Raw genomic sequence first — 23,758 nt, 5'->3', positions numbered from 1 at the left:
AGGGGCGAAGACTTTTACACACTGTAGGCAATCACAGCCATGAGGAAAACGTTGAAGGACAACATGATCAGGGTCGCGGCCTTCCATCCCGTCCCTGCCGAACTCATCCCGCGGTCCCATGTCCATTTTGCCACAGCTGCGGCCAGAAGTCCGCACAATGCCGTGGAAATAGCGGGTAACTTCGTCGGCACGATTACAAGAAGCAGGCAGCCGACGATGAAATGAATGAAAAACGCACCGGTGAACCATACGATCGGTACAGGTCGGTACGCCGTGTCGGGCATTTCCCAATCCGATAGCGAACTGTCGCCTCTCGAGAGGCGACGGCCGCCATAGATGATATCATCCTTGTGGTCGTCGGGCCACTGGCCGAAATCCTCATGTTCGTTACGCATCGATCAGCTCGCGATCCAGATCGCCCGCCTTGTTCTGGATGAACTGGAAGCGATGCTCCGGATTGCGGCCCATCAGCTGGCCGACCAGTTCCTTCACCACCGCGCGATCTTCGAACTCGGTCGGCAGGGTGATGCGGATCAGGCTGCGGCTGTCGGGGTGCATGGTGGTCTCGCGCAGCTGCGCGGGGTTCATTTCGCCGAGACCCTTGAAGCGCGAAATCTCGATTTTCTTGCCCTTGAAAACGGTCTCTTCCAGCTCGCGCCGGTGCTCTTCGTCTCGCGCATACCGGCTCTCCTTGCCGGCAGTCAGGCGGTAGAGCGGCGGCTGGGCGAGGAAGAGGTGCCCCTTGCGCACGAGGTCGGGCATTTCCTGGAAGAAGAACGTCATCAGCAGAGTCGCAATATGCGCGCCGTCGACATCGGCGTCGGTCATGATGACCACGCGGTCGTAGCGTAGCTGATCGGCGTCGCAATCCTTGCGGGTGCCGCAGCCGAGCGCGAGGATGAGGTCCGCGATCTCGCTGTTGGCGCGGATCTTGTCGGCAGAGGCGCTGGCGACGTTGAGGATCTTGCCGCGGATCGGCAGGATCGCCTGCGTTTTGCGGTCGCGCGCCTGCTTGGCGCTGCCGCCTGCGGAATCGCCCTCGACGATGAACAGTTCGGTCTCCGCACCCGTTTCCCCCGAACAGTCGGTCAGCTTGCCGGGCAGGCGCAGCTTCTTGGCGTTCGTGGCGGTCTTGCGCTTTACCTCGCGCTCGGCCCGGCGGCGCAGGCGCTCGTCCATGCGCTCCATCACCTCACCCAGCAGCGCCTTGCCGCGCTCCATATTATCGGTGAGGAAGTGGTCGAAATGGTCGCGCACCGCGTTCTCGACCAGTTTGGCAGCCTCGGGCGAGGTCAGCCGGTCCTTGGTCTGGCTCTGGAACTGCGGATCGCGGATGAAGACGGACAGCAGCACTTCGGCGCCGGTCATCACGTCATCGGCCGAGATATCCTTGGCCTTCTTCTGGCCCACGAGATCGCCGAAGGCGCGCAAAGCCTTGGTCAGCGCGGACCGCAGGCCCTGTTCGTGCGTGCCTCCATCGGGCGTCGGCACGGTGTTGCAGTACCAGCTGGTCGCACCTTCGGAGAAAAGCGGCCAGGCGATCGCCCATTCGACCCGGCCCTGCGAGGTGCCGTCGATCTCGGGAAAATCCTGGCTTCCGGCGAAGGGTTCTGCGGTGACGCACTCGCGGCCGTTGATCCGCTGCGCGAGGTGATCGGCCAGCCCGCCGGGGAACTTGAAGGTCTCCTCGGCAGGGACGTCTTCGCCCGCAAGGCTTTCGGCGCATTTCCAGCGGATTTCGACCCCGGCGAACAGGTAGGCCTTCGACCGGGCGAGCTGGAACAGGCGTTTGGCGCTGAACTGGCGCGAGCCGAAGATCTCCGGGTCGGGCGTGAAACTGACCGTCGTGCCGCGCCGGTTGGGCGTCGCCCCGATCTCTTCGATCGGGCCGAGCGTTTGCCCCTTGGAGAACTCCTGAGCGTAAAGCGTCTTGTCGCGCGCAACCTCGACCCGCGTGTGATCCGACAGGGCGTTGACCACGCTGACGCCGACGCCGTGCAGGCCGCCGCTGGTCGCATAGGCCTTGCCCGAGAACTTCCCGCCCGAGTGAAGCTTCGACATGATGACTTCGAGCGTCGACATGCCCGGATATTTGGGGTGCTCGTCCACCGGCATGCCGCGGCCGTTGTCCGCGATGCTCAGCCGGTTTCCTTCTTCCAGTTTGACCTCGATCCGGCTCGCGTGGCCCGCCACCGCCTCGTCCATCGCGTTGTCGAGCACTTCGGCGGCGAGATGGTGCAGCGCGCGGTCGTCGGTCCCGCCGATATACATGCCGGGGCGGCGGCGCACGGGCTCGAGCCCCTCGAGCACCTCGATGGAGGAGGAATCGTAATCGCCGCTGGAGGTCGGCGTACCGTCGAACAGATCATCGGACATGGAACAAACAGTGGGCGCGGGCGCGTCGCTTCACAAGCCGCAACCCGCCCCTTTCCGCAGATTCAATGGTCGCAGGCGATCCGGCCTCAGAATGCGTCCGGCGCGGGGGCGACGACCACGACCTGCCCGTCGCGCACCTCACGCACTTCCAGCGCGCGCTGTGCGGTCCCATTGGGCCGGAAGCGGAAGGCGCCATCGAGGCCGAGGAACCCGCCCTGCGCGGTCAGTTCGCGCGTGGGGAAGGGCGTGCCGGGCCGCCAGGTATTCCCGCCCGCAACGCGCAGGGCCAGCAGCACGCTGTCGTAGCCGAGCGTCGCGATCCGGTAGGGCGAATTGCCGAACCGGCTGCGGTAGCTTTCCGAGAAGTTGCGATACCGCCCGTCGGAAAGCGCCGCGAACAGCGCGCCATCCATGACGCCGGCTGCGGGAATGGCGCTCTCGCCGCTCCACAATTCGGTGCCGAGCAGGCGCGGACCGGCCCCGGTCTCGTCACGCAGTTCGGCAGCGGCGACGATCGCAAGCCGTGGGCTGTCCGCGATCAACACGGTGTCGAACCCGCCGCGTGCGCGCAGCCGCCGGGCGGCGCTGGCGGCGGAGCCTTCGTTGCGCGAATAGCGTTCGGTCGCGACCAGCGTCCCGCCGACATCGCGCAGCGCCTCGATCAAAGCGAGCTCGGCCTGGCGGCCATATTCGCCCTCCGGCACGAGCGCGCCGTAATCCCGGGCGCCCTGGGCACGCGCCACATCGACCGTGCGCGCGACCGATTGCGAGGGCGACAGACCCATCAGATAGACGTTGGGCGAAGCAACGCTGATATCGTTGGAGAAGGAAATCAGCGGAATGCCTGCCGGGCGGGCCTCCGCCACCACGTCGGCCACGTTGCCGCCGAGCAGCGGGCCGAGGATCAGCTGGTTGCCATCGGCAATCGCGCGCTGCGCCGCGCCGCGCGGATCGGCGCCCGTATCATAGGTAGTGATCCGCAGGTTTTCGGCATTGGTGTCGAGCAGGGCCATGGTCGTCGCGTTGGCGATCGCCTGGCCGACCCGCGCGTTGTCGCCGCTGGTCGGCACCAGCAGCGCAATCCTGTGGCGCGACCCGTCCTGCGGGAGCGGCGCGGGCCGGTCGCGGGGAATGGGCGGCGGACTGCGCGAATCGTCGCCGGTAATCGGGCCGGGAGTGGAGGTGCCGCCGGACTGGCCGGTCGGCGGAGGGGGAGTGCGAGGACCGTCTACCTGGGGAATGATCTGGCACCCTGCGAGCAGCAGGCCCGCGCCCAGCGCGAGCAGCAAACGCCGCACATGCAAAAAGCCGGAGCCGAAATTCACTTTGGTGGGGCCGGTCATGCTTGCGAAAATCCCCTCGATTGGTCCATGGCAGCAAAAGTGGAAAACAGCAGCGACGCCAGCTTGAACGCCGCCCTTGCGCCGGGCCTCTATATCGTCGCGACGCCGATTGGCAATCTGAACGACATTACCTTGCGGGCAGTCGACGTGCTTTCGCGGTGCGATGGTGTCGCGTGCGAGGATACGCGCGTGACGGGCAAGCTCATGCGCCACCTCGGGCTGTCGAAACCCCTGTGGCGCTACAACGACCATGCCGACGAGCGCGACCGGACAAGGCTGGTCGAAAGCATGCAGAACCGCGCGGTGGCGCTGGTAAGCGATGCGGGCACGCCACTGATCTCCGATCCGGGATACCGGCTGGTGAATGCTGCGCGCGAGGCGGGCATCGAAGTGCAGACGATCCCCGGCCCGTGCGCCGCCATCGCCGCGATCACGCTGGCCGGCTTGCCGAGCGACCGCTTCCTGTTCGCAGGCTTCCTGCCGGTGAAGGAGAAAGCGCGGGCCGACATGCTGGCCGAACTCGGCGGGATCGATGCGACCCTCCTGTTCTACGAGAGCGCGGGGCGGCTGGCCAAGGCGCTGGCGGCGATCGCCGAGGTGCTGCCCGGCCGCCGGGTCGGCGTGGCCCGCGAACTGACCAAGATGCACGAGGAATGCCGGGTCGATACTCCGGCCGCGCTGATTGCGCATTACGAAGCGAAGCCTCCGAAGGGCGAGATCGTGCTGCTGGTCGAGCCGCCACACGAGACCGAGGCAAGCGCGGAGGATGTCGATGCCTTGCTGCGAGAGGCTTTAAAGACCGAGAAGGCTTCGCAGGCCGCGGCCAAGGTCGCCAAGGCGACCGGCGCGGATCGCAAGACGCTCTATGCCCGCGCGATGGAATTGCGCGGATGAGTGCGAAACGCGAGCGGGCCGAGAAGGCCGGTCGCGGCGGGGAGGAAGAGGCTGCCCGCTGGCTGGAGGGCGAGGGGTGGGAGATCGTAGCGCGCCGCCGCAAGACGAAGCTCGGCGAAATCGACCTGATCGCGCGCCGCGAGAACCTGATCGCCTTCGTCGAGGTGAAATGGCGACGCGCCGTTCCCGACCTCGACCTTGCGATCGACGAGCGGCGGCTGGCGCGGGTCGCCGCAGCGGTGGGCGCGGTGGCACACGAGTATGCCACCAATGGCGAGGATATCCGGATCGACGTGATCCTGCTTGCACCCGGCGCGCAGCCTCGCCACATCGCCAACGCCTGGATGCCATGAACCGGCCGTCGCCCCTGCGCAGGCAGGGGCCCAGCCGACCTCACCCGATGCACAACCAGGCACGCGTACCTGGACCCCTGCCTTCGCAGGGGTGACGAATGGAGCAATTATGACCTTACGCACCGCCTTCCAGATGGACCCGATCGAAAGCGTCAAGATCGCGGGCGATTCCAGTTTCGCGCTGATGCTTTCGGCGCAGGAGCGCGGGCACGAGGTTTGGCACTACGATGTGAAGAGCCTCGCGTGGGAAAGCGACGGCTCGCCCGCCGGCAAGATCACCGCCTTCGCGCGACCTTTACGCGTCCAGCGCGTGGAGGGCGATCACTACCAATGGCTTGGCGAGAGGCGGGTGATCGACCTCGCCAGGGACATCGATGTCATCTGGCTGCGGCAGGACCCGCCGTTCGATCTGGGCTACATCACCGCCGCCTTCCTGCTCGACCGGCTCAAGGGCACCACGCTGGTGGTCAATGATCCGCGCGAAGTGGTGAATGCGCCGGAAAAGATGTTCGTCCTCGATTACGCGCGCTTCATGCCGCCCACGCTGATCGCGCGCAGGCTGGCTGACATTCAGGCATTCCAGAAGAAACACGGCGCGGTCGTGGTAAAGCCGCTGCACGGCAATGGCGGCAAGGCGATCTTCAAGATCGACGAGCAAGGTACCAACCTCTCTGCGCTGTCCGAAGTCTTCGACAACCAGTGGCCCGAGGCGCACATGGTGCAGGCGTTCCTCCCCACCGTCAGCGAGGGCGACAAGCGCATCGTGCTGGTCGACGGCGAAGTCGCGGGCGCGATCAACCGCAAGCCGGGCGAAGGCGAGTTCCGCTCCAACCTCGCGCAGGGCGGATCGGCCGAAGCCGCAGGCCTGACCGCGCGCGAGGAAGAAATCTGCGCCGCGATGGGGCCGGAGCTGAAGCGGCGCGGCCTCGTGTTCGTGGGGATCGACGTGATCGGCGGCGAGTGGCTGACCGAGATCAACGTCACCTCGCCCACCGGCATCGTTGCGATCGACCGTTTCAACGGTACCGACACTGCGGGCGCGCTGTGGGATACGACCGAGCGGCGGCACGCGGCGATGTAACGATCAAACTCCCCTCCCTAATGGGGAGGGGTTGGGGGAGGGGGCTCCCGGCCATCGGCCGCAGTACACCCGCACCCGACCTCCCCCTGAAGGGGGAGGAGATTCAGTTCAGCTCATACGCCACAGTCGTCACCACGCGGACCTTCTGGAACGGCGTGTTCGCGCCGCTCGAGTCACAGTATTCGCAGTCCACCCCGTCGCGCGCGCTGATCGAGAAATAGCCCTGGCTGGCGGTCTTGATCTTGCCGACCGATGCGCCGCTGTCGTTCGCGAATTGCTGCGCGCTTTCGCGGGCGCTGCGGTTGGCCTCGGCGATCATCTCCGGCTTCAGCCCGTTCAGGCCGGTGAAGGTGTAGTTGACCGATCCGCCGCCCATCTCGACCCCGGCGCGCAGCAGGTCCGCCTGTTTCGCATAAGCCGCCCGTGCCTTCATGACGTCATTCGTGCGCAGCTGGATCGTGCGCGAGACGGTCAGGTTCTCGGGCAGCGGGTTACCATAGGAGTCGCGCGGCTGGTCGCGCATCAGCGAGATGTCGCTGTCGGTGAAATCGCTGGGCTTGAAGCCTGAATCGATAAAGAACTTGCGCACCGCCTGCGCCTGCCGGTCGACCGAACCCTGCACGCTGGCCAGATCATTGCCGGTGTCGGAGAACCGGATCGACCAGGTGGCGATGTCCGCAGTAACGTCGCGCTCCGACACGCCCTTTACGGTCACCTCGCGGTCGGCCTCCTTCGCGCGGCGCAAGCCGTCGCCGAGCAGGAAACCGCTTCCCATCAGGCCGACCATCACGATCGCCACCGACCCCAGCACCACGAAACGATTGTCTTCGACAAACCCGGCCATTCCTCGTTCTCCTCACAGGCCGGCGCGGCGCGGCCCCCATTGACCGTGTCGCTAGAGCGACCAACCGTGCAATTCTATCGATGAACCGATGTGAACGAGCGATGAAACGTGCTTTGTCAGCGGCAAGCTGATTTCCCGTTGCGCAAAAAATCTGTCGGCTGCTCTCGTAACTTTCCAGCCTCCCGTGCATTGGTGCCCCATGGACGAGATCATTGTCTCCATCGTCGAGCGGCTCGGCTATTTCGGCATCGCCATTCTCATGGCCCTCGAAAACATCTTCCCCCCGCTTCCGTCCGAGGCGATCATGGGCGCAGGCTCGCTCGCCATAGAGAATGGCACCATGAGCTTCTGGCCTCTGCTCATCTTCGCCACGCTGGGCACGGTCGCCGGCAATTATGGGTGGTTCTGGTTCGGGGACCGGATCGGCTACGAGAAACTGGGGCCCTTCATCGAACGCTGGGGCCGGTGGCTGACGCTGGAATGGGAAGACATCGAGCGCGCCTCGCGCTTCTTCAAGCGGCGCGGCGAATGGGCGGTCTTCTTCCTGCGGTTCTTCCCGGTTATGCGCACGATGATCTCCCTCCCCGCGGGGCTCGCGCACATGAACCTCTGGAAATTCCTGGTCTTCACCACGGCAGGCGCGGCGATCTGGAATGCCTTTCTGATCTACGGCATGCGCTGGCTGGTCGGCACTTTCGCGCAGGTGCAGGATCTGGTCGGGTGGATCGTGATCGGTTCGCTGCTGCTCGCTGCGGCAGCCTATGGCTGGCGGCTGTATACGTGGAAGCCGCGCGCCGAGCGCTAGCTGCGTTTCTCGCGCGGATGCGCGTTGCGATAGGTGTCGAGCAGGCGCGCTGAATCGACCTCGGTATAGATCTGCGTCGAGCCGAGGCTCGCGTGGCCGAGCAGTTCCTGCAGGCTCCTGAGATCCGCCCCAGCACCCAGCAGGTGGGACGCAAAGGAGTGGCGCAGCGCATGGGGCGTCGCATTGGCGGGCAGGCCGATCTCGGCGCGCACCTCGGCCATCGCCTTCTGCACGAGGCCGGGCGACAGCGGACCGCCGCGTGTACCCCGGAACAAGGGCTTGTCGGGAGCAAGATCGTGCGGGCAGGCGGCGACATAGGTGGCGAGCGCCTCGCGGATCACCGGCAGGATCGGCACCACCCGCGTCTTCCCGCCCTTGCCGGTCACACGGAGCGTTTCGCCCGGCGCGGCATGCTCTCCGGTGAGCGAAAGCGCCTCGCCCAGTCGCATTCCTGCACCATAGAGCAGCAGCAGCACCGCACGGTCGCGCAGGCCGGTCCACTCCTCGCGCCGCTTCTCGCCAACTTTTTCCGCGATATGGACCGCCTCGTCCGGCGTCACCGGCCGGGGGAGGGTGCGCTTGATCCGCGGCCCGCGCAGGCGCGGTGCCTGTGCATCGGCCACCCCCGCTTCGCGCCGGGCGAAGGCAAGGAATGCGCGCAGCGAAGACAGCTCGCGCGCGGCCGAACGGTTGGAGAGGCCATCGGCGCGGCGGCGGGCCAGCTGTGCGCGCAGGGCAGGGGCCTCCAGTGCGGCGATTTTCTGCCAGTCGCCCAGTCCGGTCGCCTCCAGCAAACGCTCCGCCGCGCGCACGTAAGCGCGTACGGTATGGGGGGACAGCCGGCGCTCGTCCGCAAGGTGGCGTTCCCAGCGGGTGAGCACGCTGCTCATGCCGCGCACAGATCCGCCGGGACCAGTTCGGCAAGCAGCGCATCGAGCAGCGGCATGCCCTGCGGCGTGATCGTGATCCGGTCGCCGTCCTGCTCTACGAAGCCAAGATCGGCGTAGAAGGCGGCGCGCCCGCCATCGATCAGCGCATCTGGCGCGGTGCCGAACCGCTTGGCGAGCGCGGCGAGATCGATCCCCTCGGCGAGGCGCAGGCCCATCAGCAGGGCCTCGCTCAACTGCTCTTCGCGGCCCAGCGCGTGCTCTTCGGCCATGCCGTGGCCATTCTCCGCAATCCGGCGGAGGAAGGCTTCGGGCTTCTTGTGGCGGATCGTCGCCATGCCGCCGCGACGGCCATGCGCGCCCGGGCCGATGCCGACATAGTCGCCGTAACGCCAGTAGGTCAGGTTGTGGTGGCTCTGCGCGCCGGCGCGCGCGTGGTTGCTGATTTCGTACGCGGGCAGACCCGCCGCCGCCGTCTGCTCCTGCGTCTGCGCGAACAGATCGGCCGCGTCGTCGGCATCCATCGGGATCAGGCGACCGCGTGCGACGGCTCCGGCGAAGCCCGTGCCCGGCTCGATCGTCAGCTGGTAGAGCGAGAGATGCTCGGTCCCGAAGGAAAGGGCGCGCGCCAGTTCCGCTTCCCATCCCGCCGCGGTCTGTCCGGGGCGGGCATAGATCAGGTCGAAGGTCACGCGGCCGAACAGGCTCTGCGCGCCCGCGAGCGCCGCCATCGCTTCGGCGGCGCTGTGTTCGCGACCGAGGAAGGCGAGCGCCTCGTCATGGAGCGACTGCACGCCCAGCGACACGCGGTTGACCCCGGCGGCGCGGAAGTCCGCGAACTTGCGGGCTTCGTAGGAGGTGGGGTTGGCCTCCAGCGTGATCTCGGCATCGGGGGCGAGGCCCCACAGGTGCTCAGCCTGGTCGATCAGCGCGCCCGCCAGTGCTGGCGGCATCAGCGATGGCGTGCCGCCGCCGAAGAAAATCGACCCTACGCGGCGGCGGCCGGTCTGCGCATGCTCGTATGCGAGATCCGCCAGCAGCGCGGTCTGCCATGCATCGGCGTCCACATTGTCGCGAACATGGCTGTTGAAGTCGCAATAGGGGCACTTCTTCAGGCAGAAGGGCCAGTGGATATAGAGCGCAAGATCGTCCGCAGCAGGCATGACGCGAATCTAGGGGGCGCAGACCGCAAAGGCCAGCGCGCCCCGTGTTCAATCGGCGTTTTCTATTGGCCGAACTGCTCTGCGACCAGCTTGGCGAAGGCATCCGCCCGGTGGCTGATCCGGTGCTTCTCGTCCGGATCGATCTGCGCGAAGGTCTGTTCGCGGCCTTCGGGCACGAACACCGGATCATAGCCGAAGCCCAGCTCGCCGCGCGGCGGCCAGGTGAGCGAGCCGGGGGCGGTGCCTTCGTACACCGCATGCTCGCCGTCGGGCCAGGCGAGGGCGAGCACGCAATGGAACGCCGCGCTGCGGTCGACGTCGGGGCCCTGCTGTGCGAGCAGGCCTTCGACCTTGCCCATCGCCATGTACCAGTCGCGGCCCGGTTCGCCTTCGAACCACTGCCGTTCCGCCCAGTCGGCGGTGTAGACGCCGGGCCTCTCGCCCAGCGCCGCGACCGACAGGCCGCTGTCGTCGGCGAGGCTGACGATGCCCGAGGCTTCCGCCGCCGCCCGCGCCTTGAGCAGGGCATTCTCGACGAAGGTCGTGCCCGTCTCCTTCGGCTCGGGCAGGCCGAGCGATCCGGCGGACAGGCACTCGACCCCGTAGGGCGCGAGCAGGGCCGAAATCTCTTTCAGCTTGCCTGCATTATGCGTCGCGATGACGAGCTTGCCCGAACCGATGCGTCTGGTCATTTCCAATCCCTTTCGTCCTCCCTGCGAAAGCAGGGGCCCATGTAAGTTTGCCGACCAGCGGATAGCTTATCTGGATCCCCGCCTTCGCGGGGATGACGAGGAGTGGGGAAAGTCATCCCCGCACCGCCGCGTCCTGCGCCTTGAAGATTTCGCCGCAGCCCATCTGCGCAAGGCGCAGGAGGCGCAGCAGCGCTTCTTCGTCATAGGTCGCGCCTTCGGCGGTGGCCTGGACTTCGGCGATCTGGCCGCCTTCGATCAGGACGAAGTTGGCGTCGGCATCGGCCGAGCTGTCCTCGTCGTAATCGAGGTCGAGCACCGGCGTGCCCTTGTAGACGCCGCAGGAAACCGCGGCGATCTTCCCCGTGATCGGGTCTTCCACAATCGCGCCCGATTTCTTGAGGCCATCGATCGCCAGACGCAGCGCGACCCACGCGCCTGAAATTGCCGCGGTGCGCGTGCCGCCATCGGCCTGGATCACGTCGCAATCGAGCGTGATCTGACGTTCGCCGAGCTTCTTCATGTCTACGACTGCGCGCAAGGAGCGCCCGATAAGGCGCTGAATTTCCTGCGTTCTACCCGACTGCTTGCCGCGTGCCGCCTCACGGCTGCCACGGGTGTGCGTGGCGCGCGGGAGCATCGAATATTCGCCGGTGACCCAGCCTGCGCCCTTGCCGCGCATCCATGGCGGCACGGAGTTTTCCACGCTCGCGGTGCACAGCACGCGGGTGTCGCCGAAGCTGATCAGGCAGCTGCCCTCGGCGTGCTTGGTGAAGCCGGTTTCGATTGAAATAGCGCGCATCTGATCGGGCGCGCGGCCGGAAGGTCGCATGGGGTTTTCCTCTGGTCTCTATTGTTCGCACGCGCCGTAGCGGCCTATTCATCGGGTGGCCAGTGGACTCGCTGCAAGCTAGGCGCAGAACAAGAATGAAAGGCCCTCCATGCTCAAGACCGTTCCGATCTGCGCCCTGACCTTGGCTCTTGCCGGGTGTGCGACCCCGGGCATGGGCGACGGAAGCGCCCCACCGCCCGCCTCCGTCGACTACACGGTTACGCCGTGCTTCGGCTTCTGCCCGTCCTTTTCGATGTCCGTGTCGGCGGACGGCAAGGGCACCTACGATGGCGAACGCTTCGTGAAGGAGCAGGGAACGGCGGCGTTTTCCGCGAGCCCGGAAGAGGTCGCGGCGTTCTTCGATCGCATTGCGCCGTTCCGGCCCGAAGAGTCGGTGCAATACGGGTACGAGAATTGCGACGGTCCGGTGGCAACCGATTCCCCTTCGGTGAAGATCACTTGGCATGAAGCCGGGGCCGAACCGGTCACTCTCGACTGGTACATGGGATGCCGCCAGCCCGGCCTGACCCAGAACCGCGAGGCGCTGTACAAGGCGTGGCAGGAACTGCCGCTGGCAGATCTGGTCGGCACCGACGAGAACCGCCAGCAATACGCCGGGTACGAATGATCGCGTTGCGACACTAGATAGCCAGAATGAGCACACCGCCCCTCACCGAACTGACCACCCGCACGCGCGATATTTTCCGCGTGGTGGTGGAGCAGTACCTGGCGACGGGGCAGCCGGTCGGCTCAAAGACATTGGCCGAGGGCGGGGCGGTCGACCTGTCGCCCGCCTCGATCCGCTCGGTGCTGGCGGATCTCGAAAAGCTCGGCCTGCTGGCCGCACCGCATGTTTCCGCCGGCCGCAAACCGACCGAGAGCGGGCTGCGCCTGTTCGTCGACGGGATGATGCAGATCACGCAGCCGAGCGCCGAGGAGCGGCGCGCGATCGAGACCAAGCTGGGCGATCCCGGCCCGCTCGAACAGAGGCTGGAGGCGGCGAGTGCCATGCTCTCGGACCTGTCGGGCGCGGCGGGCATGGTGTTCGTGCCCACGGCCGAGCGGCGACTGGCGCAGATGAGCTTCGTCCCGCTCGATGCAAGGCGCGCGCTTGCCGTACTGGTCGACGCCAGTGGCCAGGTCGAGAACCGCCTGATCGAACTGGACGGGGTGGATGGCTCCACGCTGGACCAGGCCTCGAACTATCTTTCCGCCCGGCTCGCCAATCGCAGCCTCGGCGAAGCGCTGGGGGATATCGAGCGCGAGATCGCCAGCGGGCGCAGCGCGCTCGACGAAGCCAGCCAGAACCTCGTCCAGCGCGGGATCGCCATGTGGAGCGAGGCGCCCGATCGCAGTCCGGTGCTGATCGTGCGCGGGCAGGCCAAGCTGCTCGACGACGAGGCGGTCGGCGATGTCGAGCGCGTGCGCCAGCTGCTCGACGAGCTGGAGAACAAGCAGGCGGTGGCGCAGGTGCTGGAGCGCGCGCGCGAAGCGCAGGCGACGCGCATCTACATCGGCAGTGAAAATCGCCTCTTCGCGCTCAGCGGTTCCTCTGTTATCGCCTCCCCCTTCCGCGACCGGGACGGGAACATCGTGGGCGTGCTGGGGGTTATTGGCCCCACGCGCTTGAACTACGCGCGCATCGTTCCCATGGTCGATTTCACCGCACAATCACTGGGCCGATTGACCGGCTAACAGGGCAATTCACGAAGACCTATGCAAGACGAAAACAAGCAAGACGACGAGCCCGTACGCGGCCGCGACCATCTGGACGAGGAAGCGGAGAAGGAGCTGGCTGGCGTGCCCGAACATCTTCGCGACCAGAGCGAGGATGATGATGGTGCCGCCGACAAACCTGCCGAAACCATCGCCAGGCTGAACGACGAGCTGGAAACCGCGCGGCAGGAAGTCCTCTATGCCCGCGCCGAGACGCAGAACGTGCGCCGCCGGCTCGAAAAGGACGTGGCCGATACCCGCGCCTATGCCGCGACCGGGTTCGCCCGCGACATCCTGTCGGTGTCGGACAATCTCGTGCGCGCGATCGATTCCATCCCCGAGGATCTGCGCGAGGACGCCAAGTTCAAGAGCCTGGTCGCCGGGATCGAGGCGACCCAGCGCGAGCTGGACCGTGTTTTCAGCCAGCACGGCGTAACGCGGGTGGCGGCGATGGGCCTGCCGCTCGACCCGAATGTTCATCAGGCGATGATGGAAATCCCGAACGAGGATGCCGAACCGGGCACCGTGATTCAGGAAATGCAGGCGGGCTATCTCATCCGGGATAGGCTGCTGCGGCCTGCGCTGGTCGGTGTCGCGAAAAAGCCGGACTGAGGGGAAGGGCGGAACCGGGAGCGGGTGTGGAACTTTGTTGAGTACGAAGTTCAGAGGAGACACCCCATGAAATCCCGTATTGCCCTTATCCTCGTTGCCATGATTTCCGCCCTGTCGCTCAGCGCGTGTGCGGAAAACTACTCCGCCGAAGGCGGCATCGGCGGCGCAGCCGTTGGGGCCGGCATCGCCGCCATCACCGGTGGGGATGTGGCGCGCTATGCGCTTGCGGGGGCCGCCGCCGGTGCCCTTGCCGGCTATTTCGTCGACAAGAACGACAATTGCGACGGTTACGACCGCGACGGCTATCTCGACGAGGATTGCTTCGGAACGCGCGGTTATCCGGCCGATCCGCGCTAAGCGCTAACGCTAAGCTGAGAAGCAAAGTGGAAGGGCCGTCCCGCAGGGGCGGCCTTTTCATATGAGGCTTTTCAAGTGAGGTAGACCGCGAGATACCGGATGATCAGCGCCACCAGCACGATCGCATGGACCCGCCGGTTTCGCACGACAAGCAGGACTGCCATCATCGCCACGAACAGGACGGTCGAACCGACGATCGCCGGCGTCAGCAGCTGGTCGAGCACCTGCGGCAGGCTGAGCAGATAGGCCCACTGCACCGCAACCAGCCCGATCAGCATGGCCATTACCGTGCGGCAGACGCGAAAATAATGCGTGTCGAGGTCACGAAACCGCTCCGGATCGCTCGGGAAGACGAGCCGCGCGGCGAGGTAATAGGCGCTCGCAAAGCCGACCACGCCCAGCAGGGTGGCAGAATTTACGGCAACCCGGTTCTGCACGCTCCAGGCGAAGCTCCAGAACGAGAGCAGGTCGAGAATGACGAACACCGCCAGCAGCGGGGTCAGCCAACCGATCGAAAAGCGCTCCCCGCTCGCGTCCCTGGCAAACCGGATTTCAAGCGTGCGCCCGAGGCCGGAGAGGATCTCGACCAGCGAAAGGCCGAGGACGAGCGCATAGAGCGCAAAGATGAACTCGAACTCGGTCACGCACCCGCTCCGGGAAAACGGACAAGGAGATCATAGGCTTCGCGGTCGGCGATCCCCGCCACGCGTACGCCGTTCCTCAGCCAGAAAGCGTGTTTCACGATTTCGGCCTGCTGCTCGATCCCGTATTTGTCGAGACTCCACCCAGGTTTGAGGCTGTAATCGTAGCGGCACCACGGATGGCGGTGGAGCGGCAGGTACCATTCGCCCTTGGTCTGGGTCTGCCACACATGCGTCATCTCGTGGATGAAGTGGCCTTGCCGGTGGTGATTTCCGGCGGAGAAATCGTCGCAATATCCTGCCGCGTCGGGGTGGAAATGCAGGTGCCCGCGCGGGGCCATCGTCGTGTTCTTCGGCTGGAAGAACGCCCACTTGCGGCGCCGGATCGTCACCTTGGCGTAATCGATCGCGGTGCCGAACACGCTGCGCGCCAGCGCAATTTCGCCGGTGGTCAGCCGCCGCTCCCCGCCTGCGGGGCAGGGAGCAACGGGCTTGTCGTGCGCCTCGGCAACTACGGGATGGTCCATGACGCGCGTCGACTGGATGCGATCAGCGCTCCGCGTCGGCCGGCATGATGTCGGCGTCGAAATCCATGGTCTTCCCGCCGACCATCGTCAGCGTGACCCGGGCCTTGCCGCCCGCTTGCAGCGAGGGATCGAGCTCGTACACCATGACGTGCTGCTCGCCCGGTTCGAACGAGGCGGTTTCGCCGGGCTGCACCGTGACCTGCCCGATCGATCCCATCTCGGAATCGTCGTATTCCATGTAATCGTGGAGTTCGGCCCTTGCGGATCCTTCCACGTCTGCGCGGCGAACCGAAATCGCACGATCGCTATCGTTTGCGAGGTCGAAATAGACGACCCCCGGATTGCCCTCCACCGCAGGCAGGAACAGCTGTGCATTGCTGGCGGCAAGCGGTGCGGCCGGTTCTTCGGTTTCGGCAGGTGCTTCGGAACAGCCCGCGACGGCAATGGTGCCAAGGCCAAGGGCGATAGCGGCGTAAATCGATTTCATGTCAGGCAGCTCCCTCTTAAACGTCCCGCCGCACGACTAGGCGCAACCGTCTCTTGTGCCAAGGACAAGCGCACCTATATCCGCGGCTCAACTGAGCTGCCGAGCGTCATCGCCCTTGGATGGGGTGGCGCGCATGGCAGTGTCCAACGAAGCCAATTAGGATGCGGGGTATCATGGCAAAAGTAATCGGTATCGACCTCGGTACGACGAACTCGTGTGTCGCGGTCATGGACGGGGGCAAGCCCAAGGTCATCGAGAATGCGGAAGGCGCGCGCACGACGCCGTCGATCGTCGCGTTCACGAAGGACAGCGAACGCCTCATCGGCCAGCCGGCCAAGCGTCAGGCGGTCACCAACCCGGACAACACCGTCTTCGCGGTGAAGCGCCTGATCGGGCGCCGGTTCGAAGATCCCATGACCAAGAAGGACATGGAGCTCGTCCCCTACGACATCGTCAAGGGCAACAACGGCGATGCATGGGTCGAAGCGGGCGGCAACGAATATTCGCCCAGCCAGATTTCCGCCTTCATCCTGCAGAAGATGAAGGAAACCGCCGAGAGCTATCTCGGTGAGAACGTCACGCAGGCGGTCATCACCGTACCTGCCTACTTCAACGACGCGCAGCGCCAGGCGACCAAGGACGCCGGCCAGATCGCAGGCCTCGAAGTCCTGCGCATCATCAACGAGCCGACGGCTGCCGCGCTCGCCTACGGCCTCGACAAGGACGAGAACAAGACCATCGCGGTCTACGACCTTGGCGGCGGTACGTTCGACATCTCGATCCTCGAAGTCGGCGACGGCGTGTTCGAGGTGAAGTCGACCAACGGCGACACCTTCCTGGGCGGCGAAGACTTCGACAGCGCGATCGTCGAATATCTGGCCGACCAGTTCAAATCCAAGGAAAACATGGATTTGAAGACCGACAAGCTGGCCCTGCAGCGCCTGAAGGAAGCCGCCGAAAAGGCGAAGATCGAGCTTTCGAGCGCGCAGCAGACCGAAGTCAACCTGCCCTTCATCACCGCACGCATGGAAGGCGGCAGCTCCACGCCGCTGCACCTCGTCGAAACGCTGACCCGCTCGAAGCTGGAACAGCTCGTCGGCGATCTGGTCAAGCGCACGCTCGACCCGTGCAAGAAGGCGCTCGAAGACGCTGGCCTGAAGACCGGTGAAGTCGACGAAGTGATCCTGGTCGGCGGGATGACCCGCATGCCCAAGGTCCGCGAAGTCGTGGAAGAGTTCTTCGGCAAGAAGCCGCACACCGGCGTGAACCCGGACGAAGTCGTTGCCATGGGCGCCGCCATTCAGGCGGGCGTGTTGCAGGGCGACGTCAAGGACGTGCTCCTCCTCGACGTGACGCCGCTTTCGCTCGGCATCGAAACGCTGGGCGGGATCATGACCAAGATGATCGACCGCAACACGACGATCCCGACCAAGAAGACGCAGGTCTACTCGACCGCCGAGGACAACCAGCAGGCGGTGACGATCCGCGTGTTCCAGGGCGAGCGCGAGATGGCGGGCGACAACAAGCTGCTCGGCCAGTTCGACCTCGTCGGCATTCCGCCCGCACCGCGCGGCGTGCCGCAGGTGGAAGTCACCTTCGACATCGACGCCAACGGCATCGTGAACGTGTCCGCCAAGGACAAGGGCACGGGCAAGGAACAGCAGATCCGCATCCAGGCCTCGGGTGGTCTCAACGACAGCGATATCGAATCGATGGTTAAGGACGCCGAGCGTTTCGCCGAGGAAGACAAGAAGCGGCGCGAAGCTGCCGAAGCGCGCAACCAGGCGGATAACCTGGTCCATGCGACGGAGAAGCAGGTTCAGGAGAACGGCGACAAGATCGACGCTTCGCTCAAGTCCGATGTCGAAGCCGCGATCGCGGAAGCCAAGACCGCGCTCGAAGGCGACGATGTCGACGCGATCAATGCCAAGGCGCAGGCGCTGACCGAAGTGGCCATGAAGATGGGCCAGCAGATCTACGAGAAGGAACAGGCCAGCGGCGGCGAAGCTGCGGCGGGCGGTTCCGATGCGGATGCCGCGTCCTCGCAGGACGACGACGTAGTCGATGCAGAGTTCTCCGAGGTCGACGACGGCGCTGGCGACAGCGACAACGCCGACCGGTCCTGAGCCGGACTGTCATGAAAAACGGGCACCGCGCAGGCCACAAGGTCTGCGCGGGCCCGCTCACGCTTGCTGCACCGGTGCTCTGAATAATGGCTTCCGAACCCGATCTTTACGAACTGCTCGGCGTGTCGCGCGACGCGGACGCCGCCGCGATCAAGGCCGCCTATCGCAAGATGGCGATGAAGTACCATCCGGACCGCAATCCGGGCGATCCCGAGGCGGAGGCGCGCTTCAAGGCGGTCGGTGCCGCCTACGAGGTTCTCAAGGACCCGCAAAAACGCGCCGCCTACGACCAGTACGGACACGCCGCCTTCCAGCAGGGCGGGAGCGGTGGCCACGGCGGCCATCACGCCGATTTCGGCGATATCGGCGATATTTTCGAAACGATCTTCGGCAGCGCTTTCGGCGGCGGGATGCGCCAGGGCGCACGGCGCGGCGCGGATCTGCGCTACGACCTTGAAATCACGCTCGAAGAGGCTTTCCACGGCAAGTCGACCACGATCGAGATCGAAGTCTCGCAGCAATGCGATGTCTGCACCGGCAGCGGCGCGGAGCCGGGCACCGGCACGCGCACCTGCAACATGTGCGCAGGCTACGGCAAGGTCCGCGCGCAGCAGGGCCTGTTCGTGGTCGAGCGTCCGTGCCCCAACTGCGCCGGCCGCGGCGAGGTGATCGAAAGCCCGTGCCGCAATTGCCGCGGCGACGGGCGCGTCGATGCGCCGCAATCGCTCTCGGTCGACATTCCGCCCGGGGTCGACACGGGCACCCGCATCCGCCTGTCCGGCAAGGGCGAGGCGGGGCCGCGGGGCGCGCCCTCGGGCGATCTCTACATCTTCATCCACGTCCGCCAGCACGCCGTGTTCGGGCGCGAGGGATCGAACCTGATCGCGCGTGTGCCGATCAGCTTCACCACCGCTGCACTCGGCGGCACGGTCGACATTCCCGACCTCGACGGGTCGAGCAACACGATCGATATTCCCGCGGGCATCCAGTCGGGCAAGCAGCTGCGCCGTCGCGGCGCGGGCATGCCGGTGCTGCAAGGGCGCGGGCGGGGCGACCTGGTGGCGGAGATCACGGTCGAGACGCCGACCAAGCTTTCCAAGAAGCAGCGCGACATCCTCGAAGAATTCCGCGAGACCGAAACCGGGGAAGAATGCCCGGAAAGCCGTGGCTTCTTCGACCGGATCAAGGATGCCTTCGGGGCCTAGTTTCCGAACCTAGTCCTACGGCATCCGCTGCTGAGCGGATGCTGCGGGACCCGTCCGGTCAGATCGCCATACGCGCTTCGATCTCCGCGTGGAGCTCGTCGAGCAAGGCGTCCGAACAGCGCAGGGCGCTGCGTTCTTCCTCGATAATGGCGAGGAAGGAACGGCGCAGGATCTCGCGCCGTTCCTCGAAGGTGACCAGCTTGTCGCTGGTCGACAGCACGATGTCGATCAGCCGCTCGCACCCGTGCAGGCGGCCCCAAAGATAGTCGTTCTCGCGGTAGGCGCGGCTGAAGAACGCGCCGAAATCGTAGAATTCGATCCCGCGCAAGGTGGCGCTGGCCCCGCCTTCGCGGATCGCCTGCGCATCTTCGGGGCTGATCCGGTCGACCTTCACCGGCTCGAACTCGTTCATCCCCTGCGTACCGAGGATCGGTAGCGTCGCCACGTCGTAGAACGGGAAGCCGAGATAGGCGTACATCATCCGCCGCCGCAGCTCGCGCGGCATGTCGCTGAGCGCGAGGCACAGCGCGGCTTCGCTGCGCATATCGAGTTCCATGAGGTCGCGTTTGGCGGCCACATGGTCGAGCACCTCGCCCGGCTCCGCAATCACCTCGCGCGCGATTCCCGGAAATTCAGACCCCAGCGGGCCGACCCCGTCGCGCTCGAAATATTCGGCGAGGATCGCGTAGATGGCCTCGCGCGCATGATCGAGCGCGTCGTTCGGAATGTCGGGATCCGCCTCCCAGTCGCGCGCGGTCCGGCGCGCGAGCAGGCGCAGGCGACGGATGCGGTAGGCGAGATCGAAGCTGCGGAAGAACGCAACCGCCTCGGGGCTCGCCCCGCCACTGGCTCCGGCCAGACTTTCCAGACCGCGCTCGCGCAGCGCATCGCGCAGCCGCGACGCGATCAGCTGCGTGTCGCTTTCGGCATCCTTCGGCGCAGCGCGCTTCACCAGTTCGGCAAGGCGTTCGAGGATGCCGACGAACTTGAGCTCGGCGTAGCCCGCAAAGGTATAGCCCGCCTGCTCGGCCGCCGCCTGCTGCGCCTTTTGCCGCCAGTTGCCGAGCCGCCTGGGGGTGGGGCGATCGAAGAAGACCGTGCGGTCGAAAAGCTTTTCGACCGCCCCTTCCACCTGCGGGCGAAGCTCCGCGATCATCGACTGGAGGCGCGCGGCATGGCGCGACTGCTCGGCAATCGATTCCAGGTTGTCGCGGATCGGCTGCTCGCGCGGGAGGGTCGATAGCGATCCGAAAATGTTCTCGAAGAAGCCGACGGGCGCATGCTTGCGGTCCTCGTCGCGCTGGTAGCGTTCGGGCCGGGGATCGATATAGGCGAAGCGCCGCTCCACCTCGCGCACGGCGGGCCGCCCGCGCAGCGCGTCGATCGCTCCTTCGAAGGGGCGGTTGACCAGCACGGACCCGTCGATCAGCGAGACGCCGTCGATCGTTTCATCCTCGAAATGGGCTGGCATGACCCGCTTGAGGAAGGCGCCGCGATTGGTCCAGTCGTGATCGCGTTCCTTTGCCAGGGCGTCGATCTCGCTCACTTGCAGCGGCGGGAAAGCGCCGGGGAAACTGGCGGTCGCCCGCGCGGCGAACGCCAGTTCGAGCGGGTCGGCCAGCCACGCGCCGGACACATCGGGCGTCTTGGCGGTAAAGCCGATCGGCATGCGATGCTCGCTCTCGCGCACCACCGGCGGGCTGTTGAGCCGCAGGCGCGACAGATATCCGTGGAAATCGGTCGTCGGGACGTAGAGGTCGATCGGGTGATCGGGCGGCAGCAGCGGCCCGTCCGCCAGCGTGGCGTCCATCGCGTCGAGCGCCTCGATCAGCATGCGCGACATCGTCTCACCCGAAAAGGGCGGCTGGAACCAGCGCCCGCGCACCAGCTTGGAAACCTTCTCGCGTACTTCCTCGCGGGTTTCGGGGGCGACGCTCTCGGAAACGAGGTTGCCTGGTCGCCGCAGCACGAAATTGGCAAGCGGCTGTGCCCAGACCTTGGCGAAGCGCCAGCCCATGCGCGCATCCTCCGCCGTCAGCCGGTCGATATCCGCATTGTCGAGCCACAGGTCTGTCAGCGGTTCGAGCGAGCGGCCCGAATAGATCGCCTGGGCGAGGAAGACGGCATTGATCCCGCCCGCGCTCGCCCCGCTCATGATGTCGGGCAGCACCCGCAGGCGCAGCTCGTGCTGGTCCGCAAGCAAGTCGAGCAGGTCGCGATAGGCACCCGCGACGCCGCTCATCCTGGGGGCGTCGGAATGGAAGGCCCGGCTTGCCCGGGCGAGGTTCCACACTTCCTTGGTGACGCCGTGCATGTAGACGGCAAGGCTCACCCCGCCGTAGCAGACGAGCCCGATCCTCAGTTCCTTCTGACGCATGCCGACATGCCTAGCGGGGGAGGGCGCTGGAAAGCAACTTGCGTTCCGCAAATGTTCTGCTTAGTTCCCCGCCCATGGCCAAGCCTAAGAAACGCTATGTCTGCCAGAACTGCGGCAGCGTCTCCCCGCGATGGCAGGGGCAATGCGCCGACTGTTCGGAATGGAACACGCTGGTGGAGGATGCGCCCGCAACCGTATTCAGCCAGAAACACGATCTTTCGGGCGGCGGGAGACGCCTCGAATTCGTCTCGCTCTCCGATGCGGTGGAGCCGCCCAGGCGGGAGACGACGGGCCTCAAGGAATTTGACCGGGCGCTGGGTGGCGGGCTGGTACCCGGCGCGGCGATCCTGATCGGCGGCGATCCAGGGATCGGCAAGTCGACCTTGCTGCTCCAGACCGCCGGGGCGATCGCGCGCAAACGCGGCGATGTCGTCTATGTCAGCGGGGAAGAAGCTTCGGCGCAGGTGCGCCTGCGGGCCGAGCGGCTGGGGCTGGCGGATGCACCCGTCCGGCTCGCCTCCAGCACCAATGTGCGCGACATCCTGACGACGCTCGGCGCTGGCGATCCGCCCGACCTGCTGATCGTCGATTCGATCCAGACGATGTACTCGGACACGATCGAGGGCGCGCCAGGCACGGTCAGCCAGGTGCGCGGCTGTGCGTTCGAACTGATCCGCTACGCCAAGGAGCAGGGCACTGCGCTGGTGCTGGTCGGCCATGTAACCAAGGACGGCAGCATCGCGGGGCCCCGCGTGCTCGAACACATGGTCGACGTGGTGATGAGCTTCGAGGGGGAGCGCAGCCACCAGTACCGCATCCTGCGCGCGCTCAAGAACCGGTACGGCGCGGTCGACGAGATCGGCGTCTTCGCAATGGCGCAGGAGGGGCTGGAAGAGGTCGAGAACCCATCGATGCTGTTCCTCTCCGGGCGTGACGCGCCGCTGGCAGGCAGCGCGGTGTTCCCTGCGATGGAGGGAACCAGGCCCGTTCTGGTCGAGATTCAGGCGCTGATCGTACGGCTGCAATCGGGTGCCACACCCCGCCGCGCGGTGGTTGGGTGGGACAATGGCCGCCTCGCGATGCTGCTGGCGGTTCTCGAATCGCGCTGCGGCCTCAATTTCAGCGCGGCGGAGGTCTACCTCAACGTGGCGGGTGGTTACCGGCTGGCGGACCCGGCGGCGGATCTTGCAGTGGCCGCCGCGTTGGTTTCCGCGCTCGCGGACAAGCCGCTGCCCGACAGGTCCGTCTGGTTCGGCGAAGTCTCGCTGGCAGGCGAAATCCGCCCCGTCGCCCACTCCGGCCTGCGGCTGCGCGAAGCGGCCAAGCTTGGCTTTTCGAGCGCGTATGGCCCGCTGCGTGAAGAAAAGGCTTCACTGGACATTCAATTCGGGGGATTTAGGCAGCTTTCCCAGCTGGTCGATCGGGTGATGCAGTAGGGAATTCATGGTACGGGCGCGGTTATGACCGGTTTCGACATCATCGTGCTGCTGATCGTCGCGGTCACCGCAGCGGGCGGCTTCATGCGTGGTTTCGTGCAGGAAATCCTGTCGCTTGCCGCATGGATTCTTGCCATCCTGGCGATCCAGAACCTGCACACGCCGGTACAGCAATTGCTCGAACCGCACATCGGCACGCCAACCCCTTCGGCGATCCTCGCCTTCGCGCTGCTGTTGCTGATCCCTTATGCAGCGATGAAGCTGATCGCCTCGTTCTTCGGCAGGAGAGCGCGCGAATCGATGCTCGGCCCGCTCGACCGGGTGCTCGGCTTCGGCTTCGGTGCAGTGAAGGGCGCGATCATCGTGGTGCTCGGGTTCGCGCTGCTGGTGCTCGGCTATGATACGATCTGGGGCTACGAAGGCCGTCCCTCGTGGATCGTAACGGCGCGCACCTACCCTTCGATCAATGCGGGTAGCGAGGAAATGGTGAGCTATATCAGCGAGCAACGAGAGTCCCTGCGCGAGGATGACGGGGCGGAGCCGAGCGGCATTTGACCAAGCTCTACACCCCTGAAATTCTGGCCCTCGCGGTCGAGCTGGGCGACTATCCCCGCCTGCCCGATCCCGATGCGAGTGCCGAAGTCCGCTCGCGCACCTGCGGCGGCACGCTGACGCTCGACCTTGCGCTGGACGAGGCGGGCCGGGTGGAGACGATCGGCCTGACGGCGGCGGCCTGCGCCATCGGGCAAGCGTCGGCCGCCATCTTCGCGCGCGAGGCACGCGGACGCGGGCCGGAGGAAATGCTCGCCGCGCTGGGCGAGATCGAGACCTGGCTGGACGGCGGGGCGATACAACCGCGTTGGCCGGGCATCGCCGTGCTGGCTCCTGCGGTGGCATTTCCGGCGCGCCACGGCGCGATCATGCTGCCCTGGAAGGCAGCCGTCCAAGCGCTTTGCAAGGAGCAGACAGCGCGCTAGTCTTCCCCGCTATAAATATAGCCGAGGGGA

25 protein-coding genes are annotated in these 23,758 nt (G+C 65.9%); 13 read left to right on the top strand and 12 right to left on the bottom strand.

Features of this window, described 5'->3' with window-relative positions; all coding sequences use genetic code 11:
• Positions 1–14: 14 nt before the first annotated feature.
• The 3 genes from ACYQ0L_RS01455 to ACYQ0L_RS01445 form a co-directional block, all read right to left on the bottom strand.
• Positions 15–395, bottom strand: a complete 381-nt coding sequence (locus ACYQ0L_RS01455) for a hypothetical protein (protein WP_459787152.1) — start codon at positions 393–395, stop codon at positions 15–17.
• Positions 388–2,376 carry a DNA topoisomerase IV subunit B gene (gene parE, locus ACYQ0L_RS01450; protein ID WP_459787151.1) on the bottom strand — a complete coding sequence of 663 codons (1,989 nt, stop codon included), beginning with the start codon at positions 2,374–2,376 and terminating at the stop codon, positions 388–390. The genes ACYQ0L_RS01455 and parE overlap by 8 nt, the downstream gene beginning before the upstream one ends.
• 86 nt (positions 2,377–2,462) lie before the next feature.
• Positions 2,463–3,719, bottom strand: coding sequence for a penicillin-binding protein activator (locus tag ACYQ0L_RS01445; protein WP_459787150.1), 1,257 nt, complete (start codon positions 3,717–3,719; stop codon positions 2,463–2,465).
• Positions 3,720–3,746: 27 nt separating this feature from the next.
• Here ACYQ0L_RS01445 and rsmI point away from each other — a divergent pair, with 27 nt between their 5' ends.
• The 3 genes from rsmI (at position 3,747) to gshB (ending at position 6,047) form a co-directional block, all read left to right on the top strand.
• On the top strand, positions 3,747–4,613 hold the full coding sequence (gene rsmI, locus ACYQ0L_RS01440; RefSeq protein ID WP_459787149.1) for a 16S rRNA (cytidine(1402)-2'-O)-methyltransferase: 867 nt from the start codon (positions 3,747–3,749) through the stop codon (positions 4,611–4,613).
• Positions 4,610–4,966, top strand: coding sequence for a YraN family protein (locus tag ACYQ0L_RS01435; RefSeq protein WP_459787148.1), 357 nt, complete (start codon positions 4,610–4,612; stop codon positions 4,964–4,966). The genes rsmI and ACYQ0L_RS01435 overlap by 4 nt, the downstream gene beginning before the upstream one ends.
• A gap of 109 nt (positions 4,967–5,075) precedes the next feature.
• Positions 5,076–6,047 (top strand): glutathione synthase, encoded by a 972-nt coding sequence (gene gshB, locus ACYQ0L_RS01430; RefSeq protein WP_459787147.1) that lies wholly within the window; start codon positions 5,076–5,078, stop codon positions 6,045–6,047.
• 103 nt (positions 6,048–6,150) lie between these two features.
• Here gshB and ACYQ0L_RS01425 read toward each other — a convergent pair whose 3' ends face one another.
• Positions 6,151–6,891 (bottom strand): SIMPL domain-containing protein, encoded by a 741-nt coding sequence (locus ACYQ0L_RS01425; RefSeq protein ID WP_459787146.1) that lies wholly within the window; start codon positions 6,889–6,891, stop codon positions 6,151–6,153.
• Between the two features lie 199 nt (positions 6,892–7,090).
• On the opposite strand from ACYQ0L_RS01425, the gene ACYQ0L_RS01420 reads away from it, so the two are divergent.
• On the top strand, positions 7,091–7,696 hold the full coding sequence (locus ACYQ0L_RS01420; RefSeq protein WP_459787145.1) for a DedA family protein: 606 nt from the start codon (positions 7,091–7,093) through the stop codon (positions 7,694–7,696).
• Here the strand turns inward: ACYQ0L_RS01420 and ACYQ0L_RS01415 are convergent.
• The 4 genes from ACYQ0L_RS01415 to rph all read right to left on the bottom strand — a co-directional run bounded on the left by ACYQ0L_RS01415 (position 7,693) and on the right by rph (position 11,267).
• Complete coding sequence (locus ACYQ0L_RS01415) at positions 7,693–8,586, bottom strand: tyrosine recombinase XerC (RefSeq protein ID WP_459787144.1); 894 nt, start codon at positions 8,584–8,586, stop codon at positions 7,693–7,695. The genes ACYQ0L_RS01420 and ACYQ0L_RS01415 overlap by 4 nt on opposite strands.
• The gene (gene hemW, locus ACYQ0L_RS01410; RefSeq protein WP_459787143.1) at positions 8,583–9,746 is read right to left on the bottom strand and encodes a radical SAM family heme chaperone HemW; all 1,164 of its coding nucleotides are present in this window, start codon (positions 9,744–9,746) and stop codon (positions 8,583–8,585) included. Before hemW ends, ACYQ0L_RS01415 begins: the two co-directional genes overlap by 4 nt.
• Positions 9,747–9,808: 62 nt before the next feature.
• Positions 9,809–10,438 (bottom strand): RdgB/HAM1 family non-canonical purine NTP pyrophosphatase, encoded by a 630-nt coding sequence (rdgB, locus tag ACYQ0L_RS01405; protein ID WP_459787142.1) that lies wholly within the window; start codon positions 10,436–10,438, stop codon positions 9,809–9,811.
• 112 nt (positions 10,439–10,550) lie between these two features.
• Positions 10,551–11,267: a ribonuclease PH gene (gene rph, locus ACYQ0L_RS01400; protein WP_459787141.1), complete on the bottom strand. Its 717-nt coding sequence runs from the start codon at positions 11,265–11,267 to the stop codon at positions 10,551–10,553.
• Positions 11,268–11,376: 109 nt separating this feature from the next.
• Here rph and ACYQ0L_RS01395 point away from each other — a divergent pair, with 109 nt between their 5' ends.
• The 4 genes from ACYQ0L_RS01395 (at position 11,377) to ACYQ0L_RS01380 (ending at position 13,952) form a co-directional block, all read left to right on the top strand.
• Positions 11,377–11,895, top strand: a complete 519-nt coding sequence (locus ACYQ0L_RS01395) for a DUF6438 domain-containing protein (protein WP_459787140.1) — start codon at positions 11,377–11,379, stop codon at positions 11,893–11,895.
• Positions 11,896–11,921: 26 nt separating this feature from the next.
• Complete coding sequence (gene hrcA, locus ACYQ0L_RS01390) at positions 11,922–12,962, top strand: heat-inducible transcriptional repressor HrcA (RefSeq protein WP_459787139.1); 1,041 nt, start codon at positions 11,922–11,924, stop codon at positions 12,960–12,962.
• A gap of 21 nt (positions 12,963–12,983) precedes the next feature.
• Positions 12,984–13,595, top strand: coding sequence for a nucleotide exchange factor GrpE (grpE, locus tag ACYQ0L_RS01385; protein ID WP_459787138.1), 612 nt, complete (start codon positions 12,984–12,986; stop codon positions 13,593–13,595).
• A 66-nt stretch (positions 13,596–13,661) separates the two neighbouring features.
• A complete protein-coding gene (locus ACYQ0L_RS01380; RefSeq protein WP_459787137.1) occupies positions 13,662–13,952 on the top strand; it encodes a YMGG-like glycine zipper-containing protein in 291 nt (96 codons plus the stop codon).
• A gap of 71 nt (positions 13,953–14,023) precedes the next feature.
• On the opposite strand, the gene ACYQ0L_RS01375 is transcribed toward ACYQ0L_RS01380, so the two are convergent.
• Genes ACYQ0L_RS01375 through ACYQ0L_RS01365 form a run of 3 tightly spaced genes read right to left on the bottom strand, consistent with a single transcriptional unit; the run spans position 14,024 to position 15,607 of the window.
• Positions 14,024–14,596 (bottom strand): hypothetical protein, encoded by a 573-nt coding sequence (locus tag ACYQ0L_RS01375; protein ID WP_459787136.1) that lies wholly within the window; start codon positions 14,594–14,596, stop codon positions 14,024–14,026.
• Complete coding sequence (locus ACYQ0L_RS01370; RefSeq protein WP_459787135.1) at positions 14,593–15,120, bottom strand: vgr related protein; 528 nt, start codon at positions 15,118–15,120, stop codon at positions 14,593–14,595. Before ACYQ0L_RS01370 ends, ACYQ0L_RS01375 begins: the two co-directional genes overlap by 4 nt.
• Before the next feature lie 22 nt (positions 15,121–15,142).
• Positions 15,143–15,607, bottom strand: coding sequence for a copper chaperone PCu(A)C (locus tag ACYQ0L_RS01365; RefSeq protein ID WP_459787134.1), 465 nt, complete (start codon positions 15,605–15,607; stop codon positions 15,143–15,145).
• 173 nt (positions 15,608–15,780) lie between these two features.
• Here ACYQ0L_RS01365 and dnaK point away from each other — a divergent pair, with 173 nt between their 5' ends.
• Both dnaK and dnaJ read left to right on the top strand, forming a co-directional pair.
• Positions 15,781–17,733, top strand: a complete 1,953-nt coding sequence (gene dnaK / locus ACYQ0L_RS01360; RefSeq protein WP_459787133.1) for a molecular chaperone DnaK — start codon at positions 15,781–15,783, stop codon at positions 17,731–17,733.
• 86 nt (positions 17,734–17,819) lie between these two features.
• Positions 17,820–18,938, top strand: a complete 1,119-nt coding sequence (gene dnaJ, locus ACYQ0L_RS01355) for a molecular chaperone DnaJ (RefSeq protein ID WP_459787132.1) — start codon at positions 17,820–17,822, stop codon at positions 18,936–18,938.
• Positions 18,939–18,996: 58 nt separating this feature from the next.
• Here dnaJ and ACYQ0L_RS01350 read toward each other — a convergent pair whose 3' ends face one another.
• Positions 18,997–21,315, bottom strand: coding sequence for a patatin-like protein (locus ACYQ0L_RS01350; protein ID WP_459787131.1), 2,319 nt, complete (start codon positions 21,313–21,315; stop codon positions 18,997–18,999).
• Positions 21,316–21,389: 74 nt separating this feature from the next.
• Here ACYQ0L_RS01350 and radA point away from each other — a divergent pair, with 74 nt between their 5' ends.
• Genes radA through ACYQ0L_RS01335 form a run of 3 tightly spaced genes read left to right on the top strand, consistent with a single transcriptional unit; the run spans position 21,390 to position 23,728 of the window.
• On the top strand, positions 21,390–22,751 hold the full coding sequence (radA, locus tag ACYQ0L_RS01345) for a DNA repair protein RadA (protein WP_459787130.1): 1,362 nt from the start codon (positions 21,390–21,392) through the stop codon (positions 22,749–22,751).
• Between the two features lie 24 nt (positions 22,752–22,775).
• Positions 22,776–23,306 (top strand): CvpA family protein, encoded by a 531-nt coding sequence (locus ACYQ0L_RS01340; RefSeq protein ID WP_459787129.1) that lies wholly within the window; start codon positions 22,776–22,778, stop codon positions 23,304–23,306.
• Positions 23,303–23,728 (top strand): iron-sulfur cluster assembly scaffold protein, encoded by a 426-nt coding sequence (locus ACYQ0L_RS01335; RefSeq protein WP_459787128.1) that lies wholly within the window; start codon positions 23,303–23,305, stop codon positions 23,726–23,728. Before ACYQ0L_RS01340 ends, ACYQ0L_RS01335 begins: the two co-directional genes overlap by 4 nt.
• Positions 23,729–23,758 lie beyond the last annotated feature (30 nt).

The organism is Alteriqipengyuania triglochinis (assembly GCF_054655655.1).
This window is presented reverse-complemented; position numbering and strand designations above follow the sequence as displayed.